The organism is Paenibacillus sp. Root444D2 (genome assembly GCF_001426375.1).
Lineage (GTDB): Bacteria > Bacillota > Bacilli > Paenibacillales > NBRC-103111 > Paenibacillus_E.
This window is the reverse complement of record NZ_LMEO01000027.1, coordinates 24,260-41,696: the sequence shown is the minus strand read 5'-3', so window position 1 is coordinate 41,696 and position 17,437 is coordinate 24,260. Positions and strand designations below refer to the sequence as shown.

The following is a 17,437-nucleotide window of genomic DNA, read 5'->3' as shown; positions in this document are numbered from 1 at the left end:
CCAGAGGATTTCTTAAAGTTATTCAGGAAGAAGCGAACATTACGCTTCATTTCTTTATGATTATGCGTAGATTGGACGAACCAGGTTTGTTTGTTCACGATTACGACCTACGGAGAAGATCGCGATTGGAATACCTGTCAGCTGGGAAACACGCTCCACATAATGTCTGGCATTCTCAGGCAGATCGCTCAGCGTACGTGCGCCGGATACGTCTTCTGTCCAACCTGGAAGCTCCTCGTATACTGCTACACACTCGGAGATAGCTTTCAGGCTAGCTGGGTAATGCTCAATTAACTCACCGCGGTACATGTAGCCTGTGCAAATTTTCACCGTTTCAAGTCCTGTCAGAACGTCGATGGAATTTAGGGAAAGACCCGTGATTCCGCTAACACGTCTTGCGTGACGAACAACAACGCTGTCGAACCAACCAACACGACGTGGACGACCCGTTACCGTACCGTATTCAAAGCCTTTTTCACGAATCCAAGCGCCGATTTCATTGTCAAGCTCCGTAGGGAACGGACCATCACCAACACGAGTCGTGTAAGCTTTCGCCACACCAATGATGTTGTGGATCTTCGTTGGGCCTACGCCGGAACCGATACATACACCGCCTGCAGTTGGGTTCGAAGAAGTAACATACGGGTATGTGCCTTGGTCGATATCCAACATAACACCTTGTGCTCCTTCGAACAGCACTCTGCGGCCTTGATCAATGTATTGGTTCAATACAACCGACGTATCCGTTACATATGGACGAATGACTTCAGCGTACTCGAGATATTCTTTGAGAATCGGCTCTATATCAAGACCCTGTGAACCGTAAACTTGCTCAATCACAACATTTTTCTCTGCAACGATGCGTCTAAGCTTCAATTCAAACTCTTCCGCGTCCATTAGATCAGCAATACGAATACCGTTACGAGCTGCTTTATCCATATAACAAGGTCCGATCCCTTTGCGGGTCGTGCCAATTTTGCTATCACCTTTGCGATCTTCTTCCAGACCATCCATCAGCAAATGATACGGCATAATGACATGCGCGCGGTCACTGATATTGAGGTTCGTCGTCGTAAAACCATTATCATGAATGTAGTTAATTTCTTCAATGAGCGCAGCCGGGTTAATAACCATGCCATTCCCGATTACACAAGCTTTATCTTTGTAAAAAATACCTGAAGGAATCATCGTTAGCTTATATTTCTTCCCGCTAATAATGATCGTATGGCCGGCATTGTTACCACCTTGATAACGAGCAACGACCTCAGCAGATTCCGCTAAGAAATCCGTGATTTTCCCTTTCCCTTCATCTCCCCATTGCGTACCGACAACAACAACCGTTGACATATGCACTTACCTCCGTACGGTGACGAATCACCCATAATGAGCCGTTATGGCTTTAGTACCACAGAGAGAAGTTGGACTTCATTAAAGCGCTAAAGCGTCTAGCGTCCATCGTACTTTCCCTCTGGCGATGCAAATACCTCTTACACCGTTGCACACTTAGTGAACCGGTTCAGAGGGCTTACTCACCGCAAAGGAACATCCAGGTTTCTTCGGCAGTCATCTGCAGGAAGTGAACCTACCTTACGGCATGAAAAACGACCTTATTTCGAAGTTGCCTTATGATAAGCAGGCATTCGACCAAGGTTTTTTCACCGTCTCTAGTGTAGCAGTCCCCCTGAGCAAAGTCAATTAAAAACGAACAATTACACAGGTGCCTGTATAATCGTTCGGATATTGCGCAAACTAATAGGTTAAATAAAAAAAACAGCCGTCAATACTGCGCGGCTGCTGCTTCCTGGTGACTTCGATCCATGTTCACAAACTTATTAAATTGCTTCAAGAAAGCCAGCTCTACGGTTCCTACCGGACCGTTCCGCTGCTTAGCAATAATAATCTCGATAATGTTCTTCTTCTCGGATTCCTTATCGTAGTAATCGTCCCGGTAAAGGAACGCTACGATGTCGGCATCTTGCTCGATGGATCCCGATTCCCTAAGGTCAGACATCATCGGACGCTTGTCTTGCCGCTGCTCAACACCCCGGCTCAGCTGCGAGAGCGCGATGACCGGAACGTTGAGCTCACGCGCAATTTGCTTCAGCGTACGGGAGATCTCAGAGACCTCCTGCTGACGGTTATCGCCTTTGCCGCGGCCGGCAATGAGCTGCAGGTAGTCGATGAGGATCATGCCGAGCCCCTTCTCCTGCTGCAGACGACGGCACTTCGCGCGGATGTCCGCAACCGTAATCGATGGTGAATCATCGATGTAGATGTTCGCTTCGGACAAGGCGCCAATCGCCATCGTCAGCTTCTCCCAGTCGTCGCCCTCGAGATAACCCGTCCGCATGCGGTTCGCGTCGACGTTCGCTTCCGCGCAGATCATACGCTGTACGAGCTGCGCCGCGCCCATCTCCAGGGAGAAGATGGCGACGGTTTCCTTGGCCCGCACGCCCACGTTCTGCGCAACGTTCAGCGCGAACGCGGTCTTACCGACCGAAGGACGGGCGGCCAAGATGACAAGGTCCGAGCGCTGGAAGCCGGACGTCATCTTGTCGAGGTCAATGAAGCCCGAAGGGATTCCCGTTGACCCTCCCTTATTCGAGTAAAGCTGCTCCACTTTCTCGAATACTTCCATGAGCACATCGCGAATAACCACGAAGCCGCTGGAACTGCGGCGCTGCGAGATCTCAAGGATCTTCGCCTCCGCTTCGCTGAGCATCGACCCAACATCGTCCTCATTGGCATAGCCATTGGAGACGATCTGGGTCGCCGTGCGAATAAGGCGGCGCAACATCGACTTCTCCTCGACGATAGCCGCGTAGTAGTCAATGTTTGCTGCTGTTGGCACCGCATTAGCCAACTCAGAAAGATACGTCACGCCGCCGATTTCTTCAAGCTGCTGCTTGTTCTGTAGCCGCGACGTAAGCGTGATCAGGTCGACAGGCTCCTGCTCTTCTGCGAGTTCTACGATCGCCTCGAAGATGCGTTGATGTGTACCACGATAGAAGTCGTCGCTTGATATCCGCTCCATGGCGGTAATCAAGGCTTCGCCGTGAATCAAAATAGCACCGAGTACGGCTTGCTCGGCTTCTATATTTTGTGGGGGTACACGATCCATAAACATATTATCTCCGCTCATGCTGCTGTACCCGCCTTTCTTTTCGTTAGTTAGTTTACTATTCTTGCATCACAAATGGATGAGAAACTCTTCAATCGCATTCTATCATCCGTGTTTAACTTTTATTTTTGCTCTATTAAACTCTCTAAACTCTTAAATAGCTTTACAGACACAAATAAAGTACCCGAAGCAAACTACGAAAATTATCTCGTAGACTCTACAACCGCGGTATTACCTCACAATAGATAAGAGCCCCTCCAAGGGACTCTTACCTTCATCCATGTTCTTTCTCAATAACGCTGTTTTCTCTTGCTCCAGAACACGTTACCTACGTTCTGATTCCTCTAACTCTTACTTCTCTTCCGTCACGTGTACGTTCAAGCTCGCCGTTACTTCACTATGCAGTTTCACAGCAACCTTCGTCACACCAAGCGTACGAATTGGATCTTCTAGCACGATTTTGCGCTTATCGATTACGATTTTATACTGCTTCTCGAGAATCTCTGCGATTTGCTTACTAGGAATAGCTCCGAATAGACGTCCGCCTTCACCGGCTTTCGCCTTGATTTGAACCGTCATTTCACCAAGCTTCTCACCGAGTGCCTGAGCATCGGCTTTCTCTTGATCCTTGCGGCGCTGCTCGGCTTTTTTCTGATTATCAAGCACCTTAACGGTTCCTTGTGTAGCTGGAGCCGCAAGTCCCTGCGCGATTAGGAAATTCTGTGCGTAGCCCTCAGATACTTCTTTCACTTCGCCCTTCTTACCTTGGCCTTTTACGTCTTTAAGTAAAATGACTTTCATTCGAAAAGTCCCTCCTCTTCCTGCATTTCCTCTAATACTTTCTTCAATCGGTTCGTTGCTTCCTCTAAGGTGCCATCTATCTGCGTAGCTGCATTCGTTAAATGCCCGCCTCCGCCCAGACGCTCCATCACGATCTGAACGTTCATCTGTCCTAGCGATCTTGCGCTAATCCCGATCAATCCGTCCGGTCGTTCGGCGATGACAAAGGATGCCATAATATTCGTCATATTCAACAATGTATCAGCTACTTGCGCAATCATCAACTGAGAATATTTGCGATTTGGCTCAGCAACTGCCAATGCAACATGCTCGTATATCGTTTCTGTATGTTTAATGACTTCCGCTCTCTCGATATATGAATCGAGATCTTCCTTCAGCAATCGCTGAATTAAGGCGGAATCAGCACCATTTCGGCGCAAATAGGATGCTGCTTCGAAGGTTCTTGCCCCTGTACGGAGACTGAAACTCTTCGTATCAACAACGATCCCAGCCAGCAGCATCGTTGCCTCCAACACTTCCATGGTTAGCTTTTCATTGATATATTGAAGCAGCTCCGTCACAAGCTCACACGTTGAGGACGCATACGGCTCCATATAGACGAGTGTTGCATCATGGATGAACTCCTCACTACGGCGATGGTGATCGACAACCACGACCCTGTGCGTCTGCTGCAGCAGTTTAGGCTCAGCTACCATGGACGCCTTATGTGTGTCCAAAACAACCGCCAGCGAGCGCTGTGTCGTAATCTGCATCGCCTGTTCCGGCGTAATGAACCAACGATGCAGCCGCTCATCGGCAGCAATCGTCTCCATGACCTTCTGAATCGAGGGATTAATGCCCTCCAGTACAATATAGCCTTCCTTGCCGACAACCTGTACAGCCTTCAAGACACCAATTGCTGCGCCAACGGAGTCCATATCAGGAAACCGATGACCCATGATGATCACTTTATCACTATCCTTCATTAGATCACGCAAGGCGTGAGAAATGACTCTAGCCCGAACCCGCGTACGCTTCTCAACCGCATTCGTTCTTCCGCCATAGAAGGAAAGTCGCTGCCCGACTTTGACCGTGACCTGATCGCCGCCGCGGCCGAGTGACATGTCTAGTCCCATCTGTGCCATTTGGCCAAGTTCCATGAGCTGCTCAGCTCCTGAAGCGATCCCAATACTAAGCGTCAATGGAAGCTTATTTTCAATCGTCAAATCCCGCACTTCGTCCAGGATTTCAAAACGCGTTTGTTCCAGTTGGCGCAAAGCCTTCTGATCCATCAGAATAAGGAATCGATCCGACGACGTCCGGCGCAAATAGAGCTGGTATTTCTGAGCCCATTCGGTAATCTCACCAGTCACCTTAGCCAGCATAATACTGCGGGTCTGATCATCGAGACCTTGTGTCGATTCCTCCAGATTATCCATCATTACGATGCCGATCGCTGTTTTCTCATCTTCGTACTTCTTCGCCAAAATCGCTTGCTCCGTTATTTCACGGAAATAAAGCAGCCGCTCCTCAGGCTTAATCCATACTTGATAGATAAACTTCCCAATCGACAGCTCCAGCTTGTCACTTTTGTCGCTTTTGTCCTTTTTGTTTTTCAAATCAGGGAAGAATTCAAATAGCGACTCGCCAATGACCGAATCCTTCTCAAGCATTTTTGCCACAAAAGGGTTGTGCCACTCGATGCGCTTCTCTTCATTATATAAAATAATTCCGATGGGAAGGCCGCTCATCACTTCATTGCCCGCTTTTTTCACCCGATGTGTAATCGTACCAACGTACGTATTTAACTCTCTACGAAAAGCAGTCTCCGCTTGCAGCGTAAAGTATGCCAATACACCGCAGATCAGAAAGGCTGTGAGGCCCAGCCACCATTTGAACATATAAATAATGGCTGTCAGAATGATAAGTAGGACGAAAATCCACACGATATGTTGACCGTGCCACCGCTTTAAAAGGAACTTCGGCATTCGAACTAGCTCCTAATCCTATATATTTTTCTTGAACCGTTCTCGGATTGGAAACGCAACATCAAATACCCCTAATAAGCTGTATACGATAAATAAAGGAGGCATGAAGCAAAGTAATACAATCGCCACGATAGGTAATATTGGCTTCCACTTGTTCACATGGGCAACAAAGAATAGAAAACAAATCGCCTGAATAGCAAAGGCTAGCATAAGCAGCGGCATCGCATTCATTAGTAGCGTAGAAATCAGCGAAATGGAAGCCGGATTAATAAATAAATCTAAAACAAATACAACTAAATAGATCCAGACAAGCGATTTTTGCAGCATCCACTCCCTCATCGGGCGCAGTCCTGGAATCCCTTCTCCTGTTTTGTTGAGCAGCCAGCGGCTAATGCCGTGGGAGACAAACGTGTAGAATAGGGCAACAAAAATTAAATATAAAGGAATCACTTGCACAATGAAATTGACATACCAATCCTGATCTTTTGGCAAAATATCGCGGATCCCTGGAGGCATGGCCGCTATACTTTCCATCATGAATTGCTTGAACCTGGAAACTGGATCAAATCCGAACGCATACCCGATAACCAAACTCACCAGAGACTCTGCCAGAATCGTGATAATTCCTGCCGTCAACACGGATCTTGCCGCTGCTTTACGTTTATACAAGTTACCCATGACCAGAACAGGCGGTAAGAAGAACAGGGATACCGACATAAGGAATATTCCCTGCCATTGGGTAAGAATATAAACAACGAGCAAGCTGAGCACATAGCTAATGACGAAACGCCTTGTGCTTGATTTTACATATAACATTAGAACTGGAATCATGAGAAAACTAAATGTGAAAATAATAAAAGGCGTCATTAGAGATAGCAATGAGACGATCGTCACTGCGCTCCATATGATGCTTTGCCAACTTCGTTTCCCCAACCGGGCTCACCTCTTACGTAAATGTTCTTCTAGCGATGAAATGTCGCCGTACCAGTCCTCAAGTTGATGGCCCTCTTGGCGGTGCTTCTTCATTTTCTCTACAATAGCTTCGTCTAAACTGTGAAAGGAAATGCCTAGTCTTCTGCCTAAGATGTAACCGCTCGAAATTAAGCTGGCTAATCCATCTACAATTTTCACATGGCTGCCTTCCCATATACCTTTGAGCAGATGAGCCACATGATCTACGACTTCTGTCTTGAGCCATTCAATGACTTTGGCCCGTCTGGCTAGGTCAACATCCTTTTCCCTATTCAGCAACCGTCATCTCTCCTCATTCAGCAATGACTATTGTGTCAATTATACCACAAATAGGCACAAGAAAAGAAAGCCTCTAAAGAGCTGTTCGATCCCCCTGCGCCCAAGGTGTTGATATGACTAGAAATTCGACATCATCCAAGGACTCATTACGAATTTGGTGCGGAATACCGGGCAAGATTGTGCAACCTTCCTGCGGCTTCAGGATGATGTCCGTACCATCAATCCACATCTTAGCTTCTCCACTTAAAATGAAGAAAAACTGCTTCGCTTTTTGATGCACATGCTTAACTTCACTCGCGCCCGCCGGCATACGCTCTTGAATAATGGTCCTATCCGCATTCCGCTCTAGGTACCAGCCGTCGCAAGCATCGCCCCATATGTAGTGATCCGCCTGCTCTTTGTGGATTTTCACGATTGGTTCCTCCCCCCGTCGTTTGCTTCTTGGCATACAAAAAAGACAGCCGTTAGATACAGCTGCCTTCTTGGTTTAACCCTATTCCGTTGTGTAAGGCAACAATGCGATTGTACGGGAGCGCTTGATAGCGATCGTCAATGCACGTTGGTACTTAGCGGAAGTACCAGTTACACGTCTAGGAAGAATCTTCCCGCGCTCACTGATGAACTTTTTAAGAGTTTCAATATCTTTATAATCAATGTGCTTGATTTTGTTTACTGTGAAGTAACAAACCTTACGACGTTTACCTTTACCGCCTTTACCACGAGGAGCAAATTTGCGGTCGCCGCGATCTTCACTGTTATTATCTCTTTTTTGGAAAGCCATTAGTTTGTTCAGTCCTTTCTACTTTAGAATGGCAAGTCATCATCGGAAATATCGATCGGTTTTCCGTCATCAATGAAAGGATCCTGCTGCTCGCGCGATCCACCGCCACGATTGCCACTGCCGCTTCCGCCGCCGTAGCTTGCGTTTGCGTTAGATGATCCGCCTTCTTCGCGATTACCGCCGCTGTTGCTGGATTCAAGGAAACGTACATTATCGGCAATAACTTCGGTCACATAAACACGCTTGCCCTCATTGTTGTCGTAATTCCGTACCTGAATACGTCCTTCCACTGCTGTTAAACGACCTTTACGCAAATAGTTCGCGCAAGTTTCAGCAAGCTGCCTCCACGTGACGATATTGATAAAGTCCGCTTCCCGTTCTTTCGACTGTGAGTTCGTGAAAGGGCGGTCTACTGCAAGTGTAAATTGGGTAACAGCTACGCCAGCTGGTGTATAACGAAGTTCTGGATCTTTGGTCAATCGACCGATAAGAATAACACGGTTCAACATGGAACAACCCTCCTGACGAAAATACTGGCATGAATTAAGCTACGTCGTTTACGATTAAGTGACGAATAACTTCGTCCGAAATCTTAAGTACGCGATCAAGTTCAGTTACAACAGCAGGTTCTGCGTTGAAGTGTACCAGCACATAGTGCCCGTCACGGAACTTCTTGATCTCATACGCAAGACGGCGTTTGCCCATCAGGTCATGTTTGGAGATTTCTCCCCCACCGTTCGTGATGATGCCTTGGAACTTTTCTACCGTAGATTGAACAACTTCTTGTTCAACGTCTGTACGAATGATGTACATCAGTTCATATTTGCGCATGTATTTCACCTCCTTTTGGACTAAGCGGCTCCTCTTTAAGCTTGTCAGACAAGCGAAGGAGCAAGGAGCGAGGATTCTTATTCAAAACTCGCACCTGAATACTATAGCAAATCGAGCGACAGATTACAAGTTTTTCTCTAATAAACTGCGAAGGAGGAAGCTGGTAATGGGATTCATACATGCTTCCCCTCCAAAGGGGTAATCTAAACATGATTGTTATTCTTAAGAAGAGGTGATCATCATGGGTGAATGGACACAATTCAATGCTGGCGATCATGTTCCTAACGACGGTCAGTATATCGAAGTTGGCGAAAATGCTTTTCACATGGGGATTAACAACCCCAAAATCGTTACACTGAAAAAGGGTGATACCTTCCCAGAAACGAGCAACCACAATCGGAAATGGCATCGGAAACATTTACGGCAGTAAGATCGAAGTTCAACATGACTAGGAGAATGAGCTATGAGGACTACCACGTTTACTTGGCTGTTTACCTTCCTAGGTGCTGCCTTGTGCTTGGTTCATTATTTATTTCATGATCACGATGCCTTTTATATGCTGTTCTACGCGCTCAGTGTACCAGCATGGTTTGCATCAACATTTACGAACATCTATGAAATTTCCATGTTTCGAATGCTCGTCATTTATGTGTTAACGATTGCCTCATGGGCCCTGGTTGGGTATATTATTGACCGTTTCTCTGTCAGCTACACGGGGCGGCATAGGAACAAATAGCGGTTGGAATGAAAAGCTGGCTCTAATGTAGTTTACCTACTTAAGGGCCAGCTCTTTTCAATTGAATGATCAAACCATAAACCTATACCCTGATCCCCAAACTGTTCCTATATACTGGGGTTTAGATGGGATTTCCTCAATTTTCTCTCTGATTCTGGCAATATGAACCGTTACGGTAGAGGTGTCGCTCATCGCATCCATCCCCCAGATTCTCTCAAAAAGTTCTTCTTTGCCAAACACCCGATTGGCATGCTGCAAAAGAAATAAAAGCAGGTCAAATTCCTTTTGCGCCAAAATGACTTCATTCCCGTTCACAAAAACTCTCCTGGCATCCTTTTGAATCTCAAGGCCCCTAATCTGGATCGTGCTTCCTTCATTCCCCTTTCCAAACCGCTCTTTCATCCGCTCAAATTTTTTCAGATGGGCACCAACCCGGGCTACCAGCTCACCCGAGCTGAACGGCTTTGTAATATAATCGTCCGCGCCGAGGCCTAAACCATTAATTTTATAGATTTCCTCTGCTCTTGCTGATACCAGAAGAACTGGAATATCATCCTGCTCGCGAACTGTTCTCAAAACTTCAAACCCGTCCATATCCGGCAGCATGATATCTAATATAATGAGCTCATATTCTTCCTCTTTTAGAGCTCTCAAACCCGCTGATCCGTTGTTCACCGTCTTAACCGAATAACCGCTCAATTCAAGGTAATCCTTTTGCAAATTGGCAATACTTTGGTCGTCCTCAACAATCAGAATTTTTTTCATCATAACCTCCAAACATGTTAGAACTTCTTCAGAGATATCATTATCCGAGTCCCCTCTCCCACAACGCTTTTTGCCCATATTTCCCCTTCGTGCCCTTCTATAATTTGCTTTGCGATAGCAAGTCCTAATCCGCTTCCACTTTTTCTTGAAGGGTCTACCTGATAGAATCGTTCAAATATGTAGGGGAGTTTGTTCTCGGGTATTCCATTGCCATTGTCCTTAATTTCTATAATAGCAGACGTTCGTGTTTCCCTGAGTATAATGTCAATCTTTCCATCTGCCTTACCTGCATACATCACAGCATTATCAAGAATGTTCTGGATGACCCTCTTTAATCTTTCACGATCAATTAATACTTTAACTGGCTCCTTTAATTCATTTATTAACTCTAATGAAAGGTCAGCCTTTTCACACTCATATTTATGATCCGCGACGCAATCCTCGAAATAGCTCGCTAAATCGCTTTTCTCAAAATGATAAGGAAGCTGGTTCAAATCAAGCTTGGAATATAAAAGAAGATCATCGATCATAGCGTTCACCAAAATAGCTTTGGATCGTGCAGTTTCCAGGTACTCCTCAAGTTTCTCAGGTGTCTTGGCTACCCCATCTATAATCCCTTCAATATAACCTTTAATGGAAGTAACAGGCGTCTTTAAGTCATGAGAAATGCTTGAAACTAAAAACTTCCTGTTATCATCATACTTTTGCTGCAAATATATTGACTCCTTCAGCTTGATCCGCATTAACTCCAAGGTTCTGCCTAATTCCCGAATTTCGCCTTCGCCCTCTTCGGAAATCTCACAGCTTAAATCCCCTTCCCTGATTTTAATAGCTGCATCCTTTAACCTGGAAATCGGTAAAATAATTCCGCGTGAAAACTTATACGAAATCCAAAAATTCATTAGCAAAAATACCACGGTGAAAAAGCTGACTGTAAAAATGCCAAGCAGCACATAAAAGCTTGTTTTCACCTTGATTGGCGCAAGCAGCAGCAGAATGCCCCTTTCGCCGGATGGTAGTTTGTAATCCGCTCGAGTAAACATATAAGTTTTGCCATCAAGCTCAATCTCATCCAGACTAGATGAATCGTCAGACAGCATTAGGCTTTTATCGATATCGAACTTATTAAAATTTTGTGTAGCGTACAAAACTTCTCTATTTATTAAAATGATCGCACTGGCATCCAAAGCGTTAACTCGATCAGAGAGCTTTTGTTGATAGTTATGATCCAAGAGCTGCTCGAACTTAAAGGTCAGTGCTTCTCTTTTGATTTCGTTGATCGCTGCCCTGACTTCGAAGACTTTTTGAAACTCCTTTATACCGGCTTCGCGGCCAAAAACTTTCGTATAAGCAGCAACAAAAATAATGACAGCCAGGAACGTCAAACCAATGGAGACCAGTACAGCCAGCGCATTCATCGTGAAAAAACGTTTGGTTAAGTGCATGTATATTCCTTTCTATATATCCTTCCTGTCAAACAAGTAATACCCCGTAGTAAATAACATGATACCACAGCCAGACATGATTAAGATCTGTCGGAATATTTTAAACACATTGATCGATTCAGAAATCCAGAGAGTGTACCAATCAAACATCGACGTAATAAAAAAACTTGAATAGGATGAGAACACAATACCCATAAAATTAAATCCGATAAACACCAGTATAGAGAGGAAAAATACGGCTAGTCCTCCCTGGATCACATTGGACAACAGGACGACAATAAGTGCAAACACAAATACGGGAAGAAAAGTTAAGCCATATGACAATATCACCTTTACGATCCCCATGAAGCTGGCAGACGCTGGATTAAATATGAATCCAACAAGCAAAGAAAGAAGCATAACAAACAAAAGGTTTCCAACAATAAACAAGGCCAAATTTAATACTTTCGCACTAAAAACACCAAATCTGGAGACCGGCCTTAAGAGAGTTATTTTCATCGTATTCGACGAGGATTCACCGTTAAACATATCGATCGCTACAAAAATGGCAAACAGCGGTAAAAGCGTATAAGTAATAAACGTTAGCACCACTATGGGGAATTCAACACTACCAACTACCCTTAATCCAAGGCCATGCTTAATCGTCGTTACGGCAATTTGCCCAATCACAACGGCAAGAACGGACAAAATCACAGCTGCAAGCATTTTTTTCTTTTTCAGCAGCTTCACGGATTCATTTATAAATGCAGCTTTAAACCCTGCCATTCCTGTCCACCTCACTTACAAAATAATTTTCAAGCGAAGAATAGTAAGAAAGAATATTCTGGGTATATTCGACGTTGACAAGCTTGCCTCCGTAAATAATCCCGATTCTTGTGCACGTTAATTCCACATCGTGAATCAAGTGGCTGGAAATAAAGAAAGTTGTACCTTCCTGGGAAAGCTGTTTGATCAATTTCCTCATTTCCAGCATCCCCTCGACATCAAGTCCGTTTAAAGGCTCGTCCAAAATTAAAAGCTTTGGTTTGGACAGAATCGCAGCCGCTATCCCTAGCCTTTGTTTCATCCCGAGTGAAAATTTCTGTGATTTCTCATTTTTATATTTCAGCATCCCCGTGATTTCAAGACATTCGTCGATTCTTCGCTGATCAACTTCTGGATAGAACCTCGCAAACAGTTTTAAGTTTTCATTTGCCGTCAAATAGGGATATGATTCAGCTGTTTCAATCATACAGCCTACATGCTTCATCGCATTGACATAGTCTTCTAAAATGCTCGCTCCGAAAATCTTCACATCGCCACGATCCGGTTTCATAAGTCCTGTTATCATCTTCATGGCTGTCGTTTTCCCTGCGCCATTTGGCCCCAGAAAACCGAATATATCCCCTTGATCTACTTCTAAGTTCAACTCGCTAATTCCCCGACCATTCTTAAATGACTTGGTTAAATCGTTTATTTCAATCGCCTTGACTGTCAATTCATCATCTCCCCAAAAAATGTTCAAGAAGCTGCATTTGCAGCCTCCTGAACCCCATTTCTATTCAAATATGCGTCTAAATTCTCCATCGTAATATGGTTTCGAGCTAGATTTGTATGAGTTTTTATCCATGACCTGTATACCCATTTCAAAATAAACCTTACCAGCAGAGTTTGGATGAATCATTCCATTTTTCTGTTCACCCTTCGCATCTGTGTAAGTAAAAGTTGTGGATGACACCGGATTGTATGCAAATTCAAACTTATCCTTGTTTGGATACTCGCTCTCAAAACCAGGATAAACAGTTTCTGAGTACTTTCCTGTCACTTTATCGCCGTCTACGCTTGTGATTTCAACCGTTCTCTCGCCAATCTTCACAAACTTGCCGTCTTTGTCCATAATGATATCATTTTTATATGTTCCTACATATTTGCTGCTGAATCCGCCCGAATAACTGACCTTCTCAACGTTCGCGCCTGTTAGGTCAGGCATGGCAATTTTCGTATTGCCAATCTCAGAAAGCTTTACAATGACATTTAGATTTAAGTCATGCTGAACACCGTTTTTATCTTTTCCCGACAGGGTAATATCACCCGTCACATTTTCCAGATAGCCTGCTTTATTTTCAACGGCCGTACCCACAACCTTTTTCACAAAAATATCGCTCTCTATATCCGGTATATCCCTCTCGTCGTTAAACATCTGCTTGATACCAAAGGAGGAGACAGCATTTACGACGGCCGGCACTTGTGCCTCGGACAAGCTGCCCGCATATACTTTTCCGCCGTCTTTCCCTTCCTCTACTTGCACATAATCTTTCAGAGAGCCTACCACAGCGTCAACAATCTTTTCGATCTCCGCTGCTCCCTTCTCTTTAAACGGGTTGTCGAACTGTGTTGGCCCTTTCCTGTTCACATTAGCCGGATATTCCGTGACATAATAAGTATCCTCCTTGCCGCTTTTCCTAACCGAAAGCTTATTGTCGGAATACGAATAATCTGAGGTGGTTTCGCCCATTGCGGTTTTAGTCACCGTATTGTCTTCAGACGTTTGTTTTACCGTATCCATTTTCTTGATCATGGAAGCTTGAAGCAAGGTTTGGTTATTATCCTTCAACGTATACAATGCCTCGATCGTATAGTTGTTCAAATCCTTTTCCATGAGTGCAGCCGTGTTTTTTGCTGAATCTTTCAGCCGGTCATATCCAGATCCAAGCAGCGTATCGGCAAAAGCAGTAGATACGAATAGACAGGCTCCAACCGTAAATGAAAGTACAGTAATTCCTTTTTTGCTAAGTTTCATCTTTGTTCTCCTTTGATACGATTTAGGGGAAACGTTTCCTTACTATTTATTTTAATGTAGGCTTATTGAATCTATCTAAATGAATTATTAACAAAGTATTAACTCTGTTCAATGCTACTTCTGCTCTTCCCGTTCTGTTCGCTTTATCTTATAATTTACTATATCTACCATTCCTTTAATGAGGTGAAATTTTTTGAACGAAAATCAAGATAGACAGCGTGAAGTAGCATCTTCTGATCTTAACCCTCCGCACCAATCTACACCCTCTTTTAGCCGTAGAAAACTGCTCTCTTCAATTGGCGCCGCAGGTTTAGCTTTTGTAGCAGGAGACATCTTCACAACTAGCTTAACTGCTCAAGCAGCATCTCCTTCCACACTTATTTATAATGTCAAAGATTTCGGAGCCCGCGGCAACCGACGCTACGATGAAGACGATGCTCCTTTCATCCAAAGCGCAATTGATACTGCTGCTCTATCAGGAGGCATCGTTTACATCCCGCCAGGCATGTACTTCCTCAAGATACCCTTACGCGTGAGCGCGAACATAACCTTAATGGGGGCCGGCAGCAGCAGCATCCTTCGGTCATCCACTCATAAATTTGGTCTACTTAATTTATCTGCGGTTCAACATGTACATATCCAGGGGTTATCCTTCCAAGGAATTGGATCCTTCGGAAATGCCTCGGTTCCACGCATTGAATGCGGAATTGCACTCGACCAAGCTACCGACATTACCATTACAGATTGCACCTTTTCGATGATTGATAATGGCATAAAATCCGTTGATTGTAACCGAGTAGTTGTCGAGAACTGTACCTTCGATAACATCATCGGAACGCTGGATTACGATACCCAAGGTTATGGCATCTGGTGCAGTAATGGTAAGAATCATCATTTTGTGCAAAATCATTTCAACATGTTGTTTCAAACGTGTATCACTTTGACCAATGGCAGCAGTCGTTCTGTCATCGCGAGAAATCGCATGCAGAAATGCTATCAGTCTGGCATTGACCTTATCTCTGGTCCCAAAGAAGAACCGTGTCAGTTTAATACCCTTTCCGATAATATCATTGAGAATTTTATGAATTCAAGCGGAAATAAAGGGTATACCTTTGGCATCCGCCTCAAGGGTCACTGCATTTCCAATATGATTACTACTAATATTCTAAATGATATCGATGATATTGGTATTCAGTTGGTGGGACAAGCGGACATTCAACAAAAACGCCCTCATCGCAATATCATATCCAATAATCAGCTCCAGGCTATAGGTAATAACGGTATTGTCCTCATTAATGCTTATGCTAATCAAATTCGTCAGAATTCTATTCGCAGTTGTAAAGCAGATGGCATTTTACTCGCTGCCGAAGGCAAAGATAGCGGTTCGTACTCGGATAACAATCAGTTAACGGGTAATAGCCTAAACACCTGTACCAAAGCACCGATCCGCATCTCGGATGTTAATTGCCGAGAAACCATCCTCTTTGGCAATGTGGGTTCAGGCAATGGTGAGAAAATTTTCGATAAGGCACAAATACAACCACTTCTACCTTATAAGAAAACCTTTATCGAGGCCATTCAAAGATGAACGACGCGTTTAATAGGAGACTTTGATCCCCGACCTAAGATCCCTATATTAGGTTTTTTATCGCCAATAATAAAGCAAAAAGGCCACACAACCCATTAGGTGTGCGGCCTTTTATATCTCGTTATTTCTGATAAACTCGCTTCTCCGATATCTTCCCATCCGCAAAGAAAACGAGCTGCACATAGTAACCAGGTTGATTGGATATCTCGAACTCATACGTTTTCTTTCCATTCTCATCTTTAACCAGCTTGCCTTTGGATCCTGTCAGTTTTACTACGTCATCGTAGGTGCCTGTCATACTTATTTTATCGGCTTGTTCCTTCGTTATCTTAGGAAGCGGCTCATCCTTCGTCGCATTGTCGCCGGCCTTTGGTGTCGCAGTAGCTGCTGTCCCCCCCGTTGTTGGACTGCTTGTCCCGCTTGGCGTCGCAGAAGCCCCTGGAGAAGGCTGTACAGTCACTCCAGCAGTTGGACTTGCTGTGCCCCCCTCATTCTTCTTGGAGCACCCTGTAACGACCACAGACAGTACCAGAAGCATCATCACCCAAATTCTCATATCGTTCTGCCTCCTCATTTTACCTATGCCTAGATATGGGGTTATTTTGCTTCCTTTCCTTGCCTTTTATTCCCTACCTACAAAAGCAAAAGAGCCCTCTACGTCTTCATAGACGTAAAAAGCTCTTAATTTGTTTCACGATCTTGTTCCATTAGAGTACGGAATGAGTGGGAGTCGAACCCACACGGCTCGCGACACCTTAACATACCCTAGATGTGCGCGGCAACCTTCCTGAAATAGGCATCTGCACCGTGTCCTATAGTTATTCACCTACATATTGTATAAAGGAAAGGCGACCAGTTTGGAATAAATAATATCTCTTCATAAGGAGTGAATCAAATGGCATTTATGCCGCCTCTATCTCAAGGAGCAACCTCAAAGCCACAGTCTCCTCCGCCTATGTTCGTCCCAGCAAAACCTTCTACATCCTATATAATTGACTGCCAATATCAATACACTTATGTGTGGTTATGGACTGGAGAAAATTTTTGGTTTTACCCAACTCGGGTTGAATATGGTGAAATTTCAGGTTATCGATGGAATGGCGCATTTTGGATGTTTTACGGATTCGATTCAAACTTAATTGATGCTGTTTCGTGTCCTCCAATCCCAACTCTATACTAAAAGTCAAAATCGCACTAAACAAAAAAGGAACAATCGCCTTTGAAATTTGCTCAGGCATTTGTTCCTTTTTGACTTATATAAAAACTCCGTTTTGACAAAACGACATATATTATTTCCATGTCCGGATCAGTCAGGTACTTTTCCGATGAAATTTTCTCGTTTAGAGAAATAAAAAAATGGCTCAGTCCTAGA

At 44.5% G+C, this 17,437-nt stretch carries 19 protein-coding genes; 3 read left to right on the top strand and 16 right to left on the bottom strand.

Annotated elements, in window-relative coordinates; all coding sequences use genetic code 11:
* Window positions 1-60: 60 nt before the first annotated feature.
* The 10 genes from ASD40_RS17135 to rpsF form a co-directional block, all read right to left on the bottom strand.
* Window positions 61-1,347: an adenylosuccinate synthase gene (locus tag ASD40_RS17135; RefSeq protein ID WP_057304409.1), complete on the bottom strand. Its 1,287-nt coding sequence runs from the start codon at window positions 1,345-1,347 to the stop codon at window positions 61-63.
* A 430-nt stretch (window positions 1,348-1,777) separates the two neighbouring features.
* Window positions 1,778-3,142: a replicative DNA helicase gene (gene dnaB / locus ASD40_RS17130; RefSeq protein WP_029196133.1), complete on the bottom strand. Its 1,365-nt coding sequence runs from the start codon at window positions 3,140-3,142 to the stop codon at window positions 1,778-1,780.
* A gap of 330 nt (window positions 3,143-3,472) precedes the next feature.
* On the bottom strand, window positions 3,473-3,922 hold the full coding sequence (rplI, locus tag ASD40_RS17125) for a 50S ribosomal protein L9 (protein WP_056838752.1): 450 nt from the start codon (window positions 3,920-3,922) through the stop codon (window positions 3,473-3,475).
* The gene (locus ASD40_RS17120) at window positions 3,919-5,889 is read right to left on the bottom strand and encodes a DHH family phosphoesterase (RefSeq protein ID WP_057304408.1); all 1,971 of its coding nucleotides are present in this window, start codon (window positions 5,887-5,889) and stop codon (window positions 3,919-3,921) included. Before ASD40_RS17120 ends, rplI begins: the two co-directional genes overlap by 4 nt.
* Before the next feature lie 18 nt (window positions 5,890-5,907).
* Window positions 5,908-6,822, bottom strand: a complete 915-nt coding sequence (locus ASD40_RS17115) for a DUF2232 domain-containing protein (RefSeq protein WP_063860153.1) — start codon at window positions 6,820-6,822, stop codon at window positions 5,908-5,910.
* Window positions 6,823-6,828: 6 nt separating this feature from the next.
* Window positions 6,829-7,140, bottom strand: coding sequence for a MazG-like family protein (locus tag ASD40_RS17110; RefSeq protein ID WP_029196137.1), 312 nt, complete (start codon window positions 7,138-7,140; stop codon window positions 6,829-6,831).
* A 73-nt stretch (window positions 7,141-7,213) separates the two neighbouring features.
* Window positions 7,214-7,552, bottom strand: coding sequence for a cupin domain-containing protein (locus ASD40_RS17105; RefSeq protein ID WP_057304407.1), 339 nt, complete (start codon window positions 7,550-7,552; stop codon window positions 7,214-7,216).
* Window positions 7,553-7,633: 81 nt separating this feature from the next.
* On the bottom strand, window positions 7,634-7,921 hold the full coding sequence (rpsR, locus tag ASD40_RS17100) for a 30S ribosomal protein S18 (RefSeq protein WP_029196139.1): 288 nt from the start codon (window positions 7,919-7,921) through the stop codon (window positions 7,634-7,636).
* 23 nt (window positions 7,922-7,944) lie between these two features.
* Window positions 7,945-8,430 (bottom strand): single-stranded DNA-binding protein, encoded by a 486-nt coding sequence (gene ssb / locus ASD40_RS17095; protein ID WP_029196140.1) that lies wholly within the window; start codon window positions 8,428-8,430, stop codon window positions 7,945-7,947.
* 34 nt (window positions 8,431-8,464) lie between these two features.
* Window positions 8,465-8,752: a 30S ribosomal protein S6 gene (rpsF, locus tag ASD40_RS17090; protein WP_028557223.1), complete on the bottom strand. Its 288-nt coding sequence runs from the start codon at window positions 8,750-8,752 to the stop codon at window positions 8,465-8,467.
* A gap of 241 nt (window positions 8,753-8,993) precedes the next feature.
* On the opposite strand from rpsF, the gene ASD40_RS17080 reads away from it, so the two are divergent.
* The gene (locus tag ASD40_RS17080; RefSeq protein WP_057304405.1) at window positions 8,994-9,182 is read left to right on the top strand and encodes a YjzC family protein; all 189 of its coding nucleotides are present in this window, start codon (window positions 8,994-8,996) and stop codon (window positions 9,180-9,182) included.
* A gap of 33 nt (window positions 9,183-9,215) precedes the next feature.
* Window positions 9,216-9,488 (top strand): hypothetical protein, encoded by a 273-nt coding sequence (locus tag ASD40_RS17075; RefSeq protein WP_057304404.1) that lies wholly within the window; start codon window positions 9,216-9,218, stop codon window positions 9,486-9,488.
* Between the two features lie 69 nt (window positions 9,489-9,557).
* Here the strand turns inward: ASD40_RS17075 and ASD40_RS17070 are convergent, their stop codons facing one another.
* The 5 genes from ASD40_RS17070 to ASD40_RS17050 are packed head-to-tail and all read right to left on the bottom strand — an operon-like array spanning window position 9,558 to window position 14,477.
* On the bottom strand, window positions 9,558-10,253 hold the full coding sequence (locus ASD40_RS17070; protein WP_057304403.1) for a response regulator transcription factor: 696 nt from the start codon (window positions 10,251-10,253) through the stop codon (window positions 9,558-9,560).
* A gap of 17 nt (window positions 10,254-10,270) precedes the next feature.
* Window positions 10,271-11,698, bottom strand: a complete 1,428-nt coding sequence (locus tag ASD40_RS17065; protein ID WP_057304402.1) for a sensor histidine kinase — start codon at window positions 11,696-11,698, stop codon at window positions 10,271-10,273.
* 12 nt (window positions 11,699-11,710) lie between these two features.
* Window positions 11,711-12,463: an ABC transporter permease gene (locus ASD40_RS17060; protein WP_057304401.1), complete on the bottom strand. Its 753-nt coding sequence runs from the start codon at window positions 12,461-12,463 to the stop codon at window positions 11,711-11,713.
* Window positions 12,450-13,175, bottom strand: a complete 726-nt coding sequence (locus tag ASD40_RS17055) for an ABC transporter ATP-binding protein (RefSeq protein ID WP_057304420.1) — start codon at window positions 13,173-13,175, stop codon at window positions 12,450-12,452. Before ASD40_RS17055 ends, ASD40_RS17060 begins: the two co-directional genes overlap by 14 nt.
* Window positions 13,176-13,235: 60 nt before the next feature.
* Window positions 13,236-14,477, bottom strand: a complete 1,242-nt coding sequence (locus tag ASD40_RS17050; RefSeq protein WP_057304400.1) for a hypothetical protein — start codon at window positions 14,475-14,477, stop codon at window positions 13,236-13,238.
* Window positions 14,478-14,670: 193 nt separating this feature from the next.
* On the opposite strand from ASD40_RS17050, the gene ASD40_RS17045 reads away from it, so the two are divergent.
* Window positions 14,671-16,065 carry a right-handed parallel beta-helix repeat-containing protein gene (locus ASD40_RS17045; protein WP_057304399.1) on the top strand — a complete coding sequence of 465 codons (1,395 nt, stop codon included), beginning with the start codon at window positions 14,671-14,673 and terminating at the stop codon, window positions 16,063-16,065.
* A 121-nt stretch (window positions 16,066-16,186) separates the two neighbouring features.
* Here ASD40_RS17045 and ASD40_RS17040 read toward each other — a convergent pair whose 3' ends face one another.
* Complete coding sequence (locus tag ASD40_RS17040; RefSeq protein ID WP_057304398.1) at window positions 16,187-16,621, bottom strand: hypothetical protein; 435 nt, start codon at window positions 16,619-16,621, stop codon at window positions 16,187-16,189.
* Window positions 16,622-17,437: the final 816 nt, after the last annotated feature.

Excerpts from the sequence above, each read along its gene's own strand:
- ssb (WP_029196140.1), bottom strand. The coding sequence starts at position 8,430 with ATGTTGAACCGTGTTATTCTTATCGGTCGATTGACCAAAGATCCAGAA.
- ASD40_RS17080 (WP_057304405.1), top strand. The coding sequence starts at position 8,994 with ATGGGTGAATGGACACAATTCAATGCTGGCGATCATGTTCCTAACGAC.
- ASD40_RS17070 (WP_057304403.1), bottom strand. The coding sequence starts at position 10,253 with ATGAAAAAAATTCTGATTGTTGAGGACGACCAAAGTATTGCCAATTTG.
- ASD40_RS17040 (WP_057304398.1), bottom strand. The coding sequence starts at position 16,621 with ATGAGAATTTGGGTGATGATGCTTCTGGTACTGTCTGTGGTCGTTACA.
- ASD40_RS17065 (WP_057304402.1), bottom strand. The coding sequence starts at position 11,698 with ATGCACTTAACCAAACGTTTTTTCACGATGAATGCGCTGGCTGTACTG.
- rplI (WP_056838752.1), bottom strand. The coding sequence starts at position 3,922 with ATGAAAGTCATTTTACTTAAAGACGTAAAAGGCCAAGGTAAGAAGGGC.
- rpsR (WP_029196139.1), bottom strand. The coding sequence starts at position 7,921 with ATGGCTTTCCAAAAAAGAGATAATAACAGTGAAGATCGCGGCGACCGC.
- ASD40_RS17075 (WP_057304404.1), top strand. The coding sequence starts at position 9,216 with ATGAGGACTACCACGTTTACTTGGCTGTTTACCTTCCTAGGTGCTGCC.
- rpsF (WP_028557223.1), bottom strand. The coding sequence starts at position 8,752 with ATGCGCAAATATGAACTGATGTACATCATTCGTACAGACGTTGAACAA.
- ASD40_RS17135 (WP_057304409.1), bottom strand. The coding sequence starts at position 1,347 with ATGTCAACGGTTGTTGTTGTCGGTACGCAATGGGGAGATGAAGGGAAA.
- ASD40_RS17120 (WP_057304408.1), bottom strand. The coding sequence starts at position 5,889 with ATGCCGAAGTTCCTTTTAAAGCGGTGGCACGGTCAACATATCGTGTGG.
- dnaB (WP_029196133.1), bottom strand. The coding sequence starts at position 3,142 with ATGAGCGGAGATAATATGTTTATGGATCGTGTACCCCCACAAAATATA.
- ASD40_RS17060 (WP_057304401.1), bottom strand. The coding sequence starts at position 12,463 with ATGGCAGGGTTTAAAGCTGCATTTATAAATGAATCCGTGAAGCTGCTG.
- ASD40_RS17050 (WP_057304400.1), bottom strand. The coding sequence starts at position 14,477 with ATGAAACTTAGCAAAAAAGGAATTACTGTACTTTCATTTACGGTTGGA.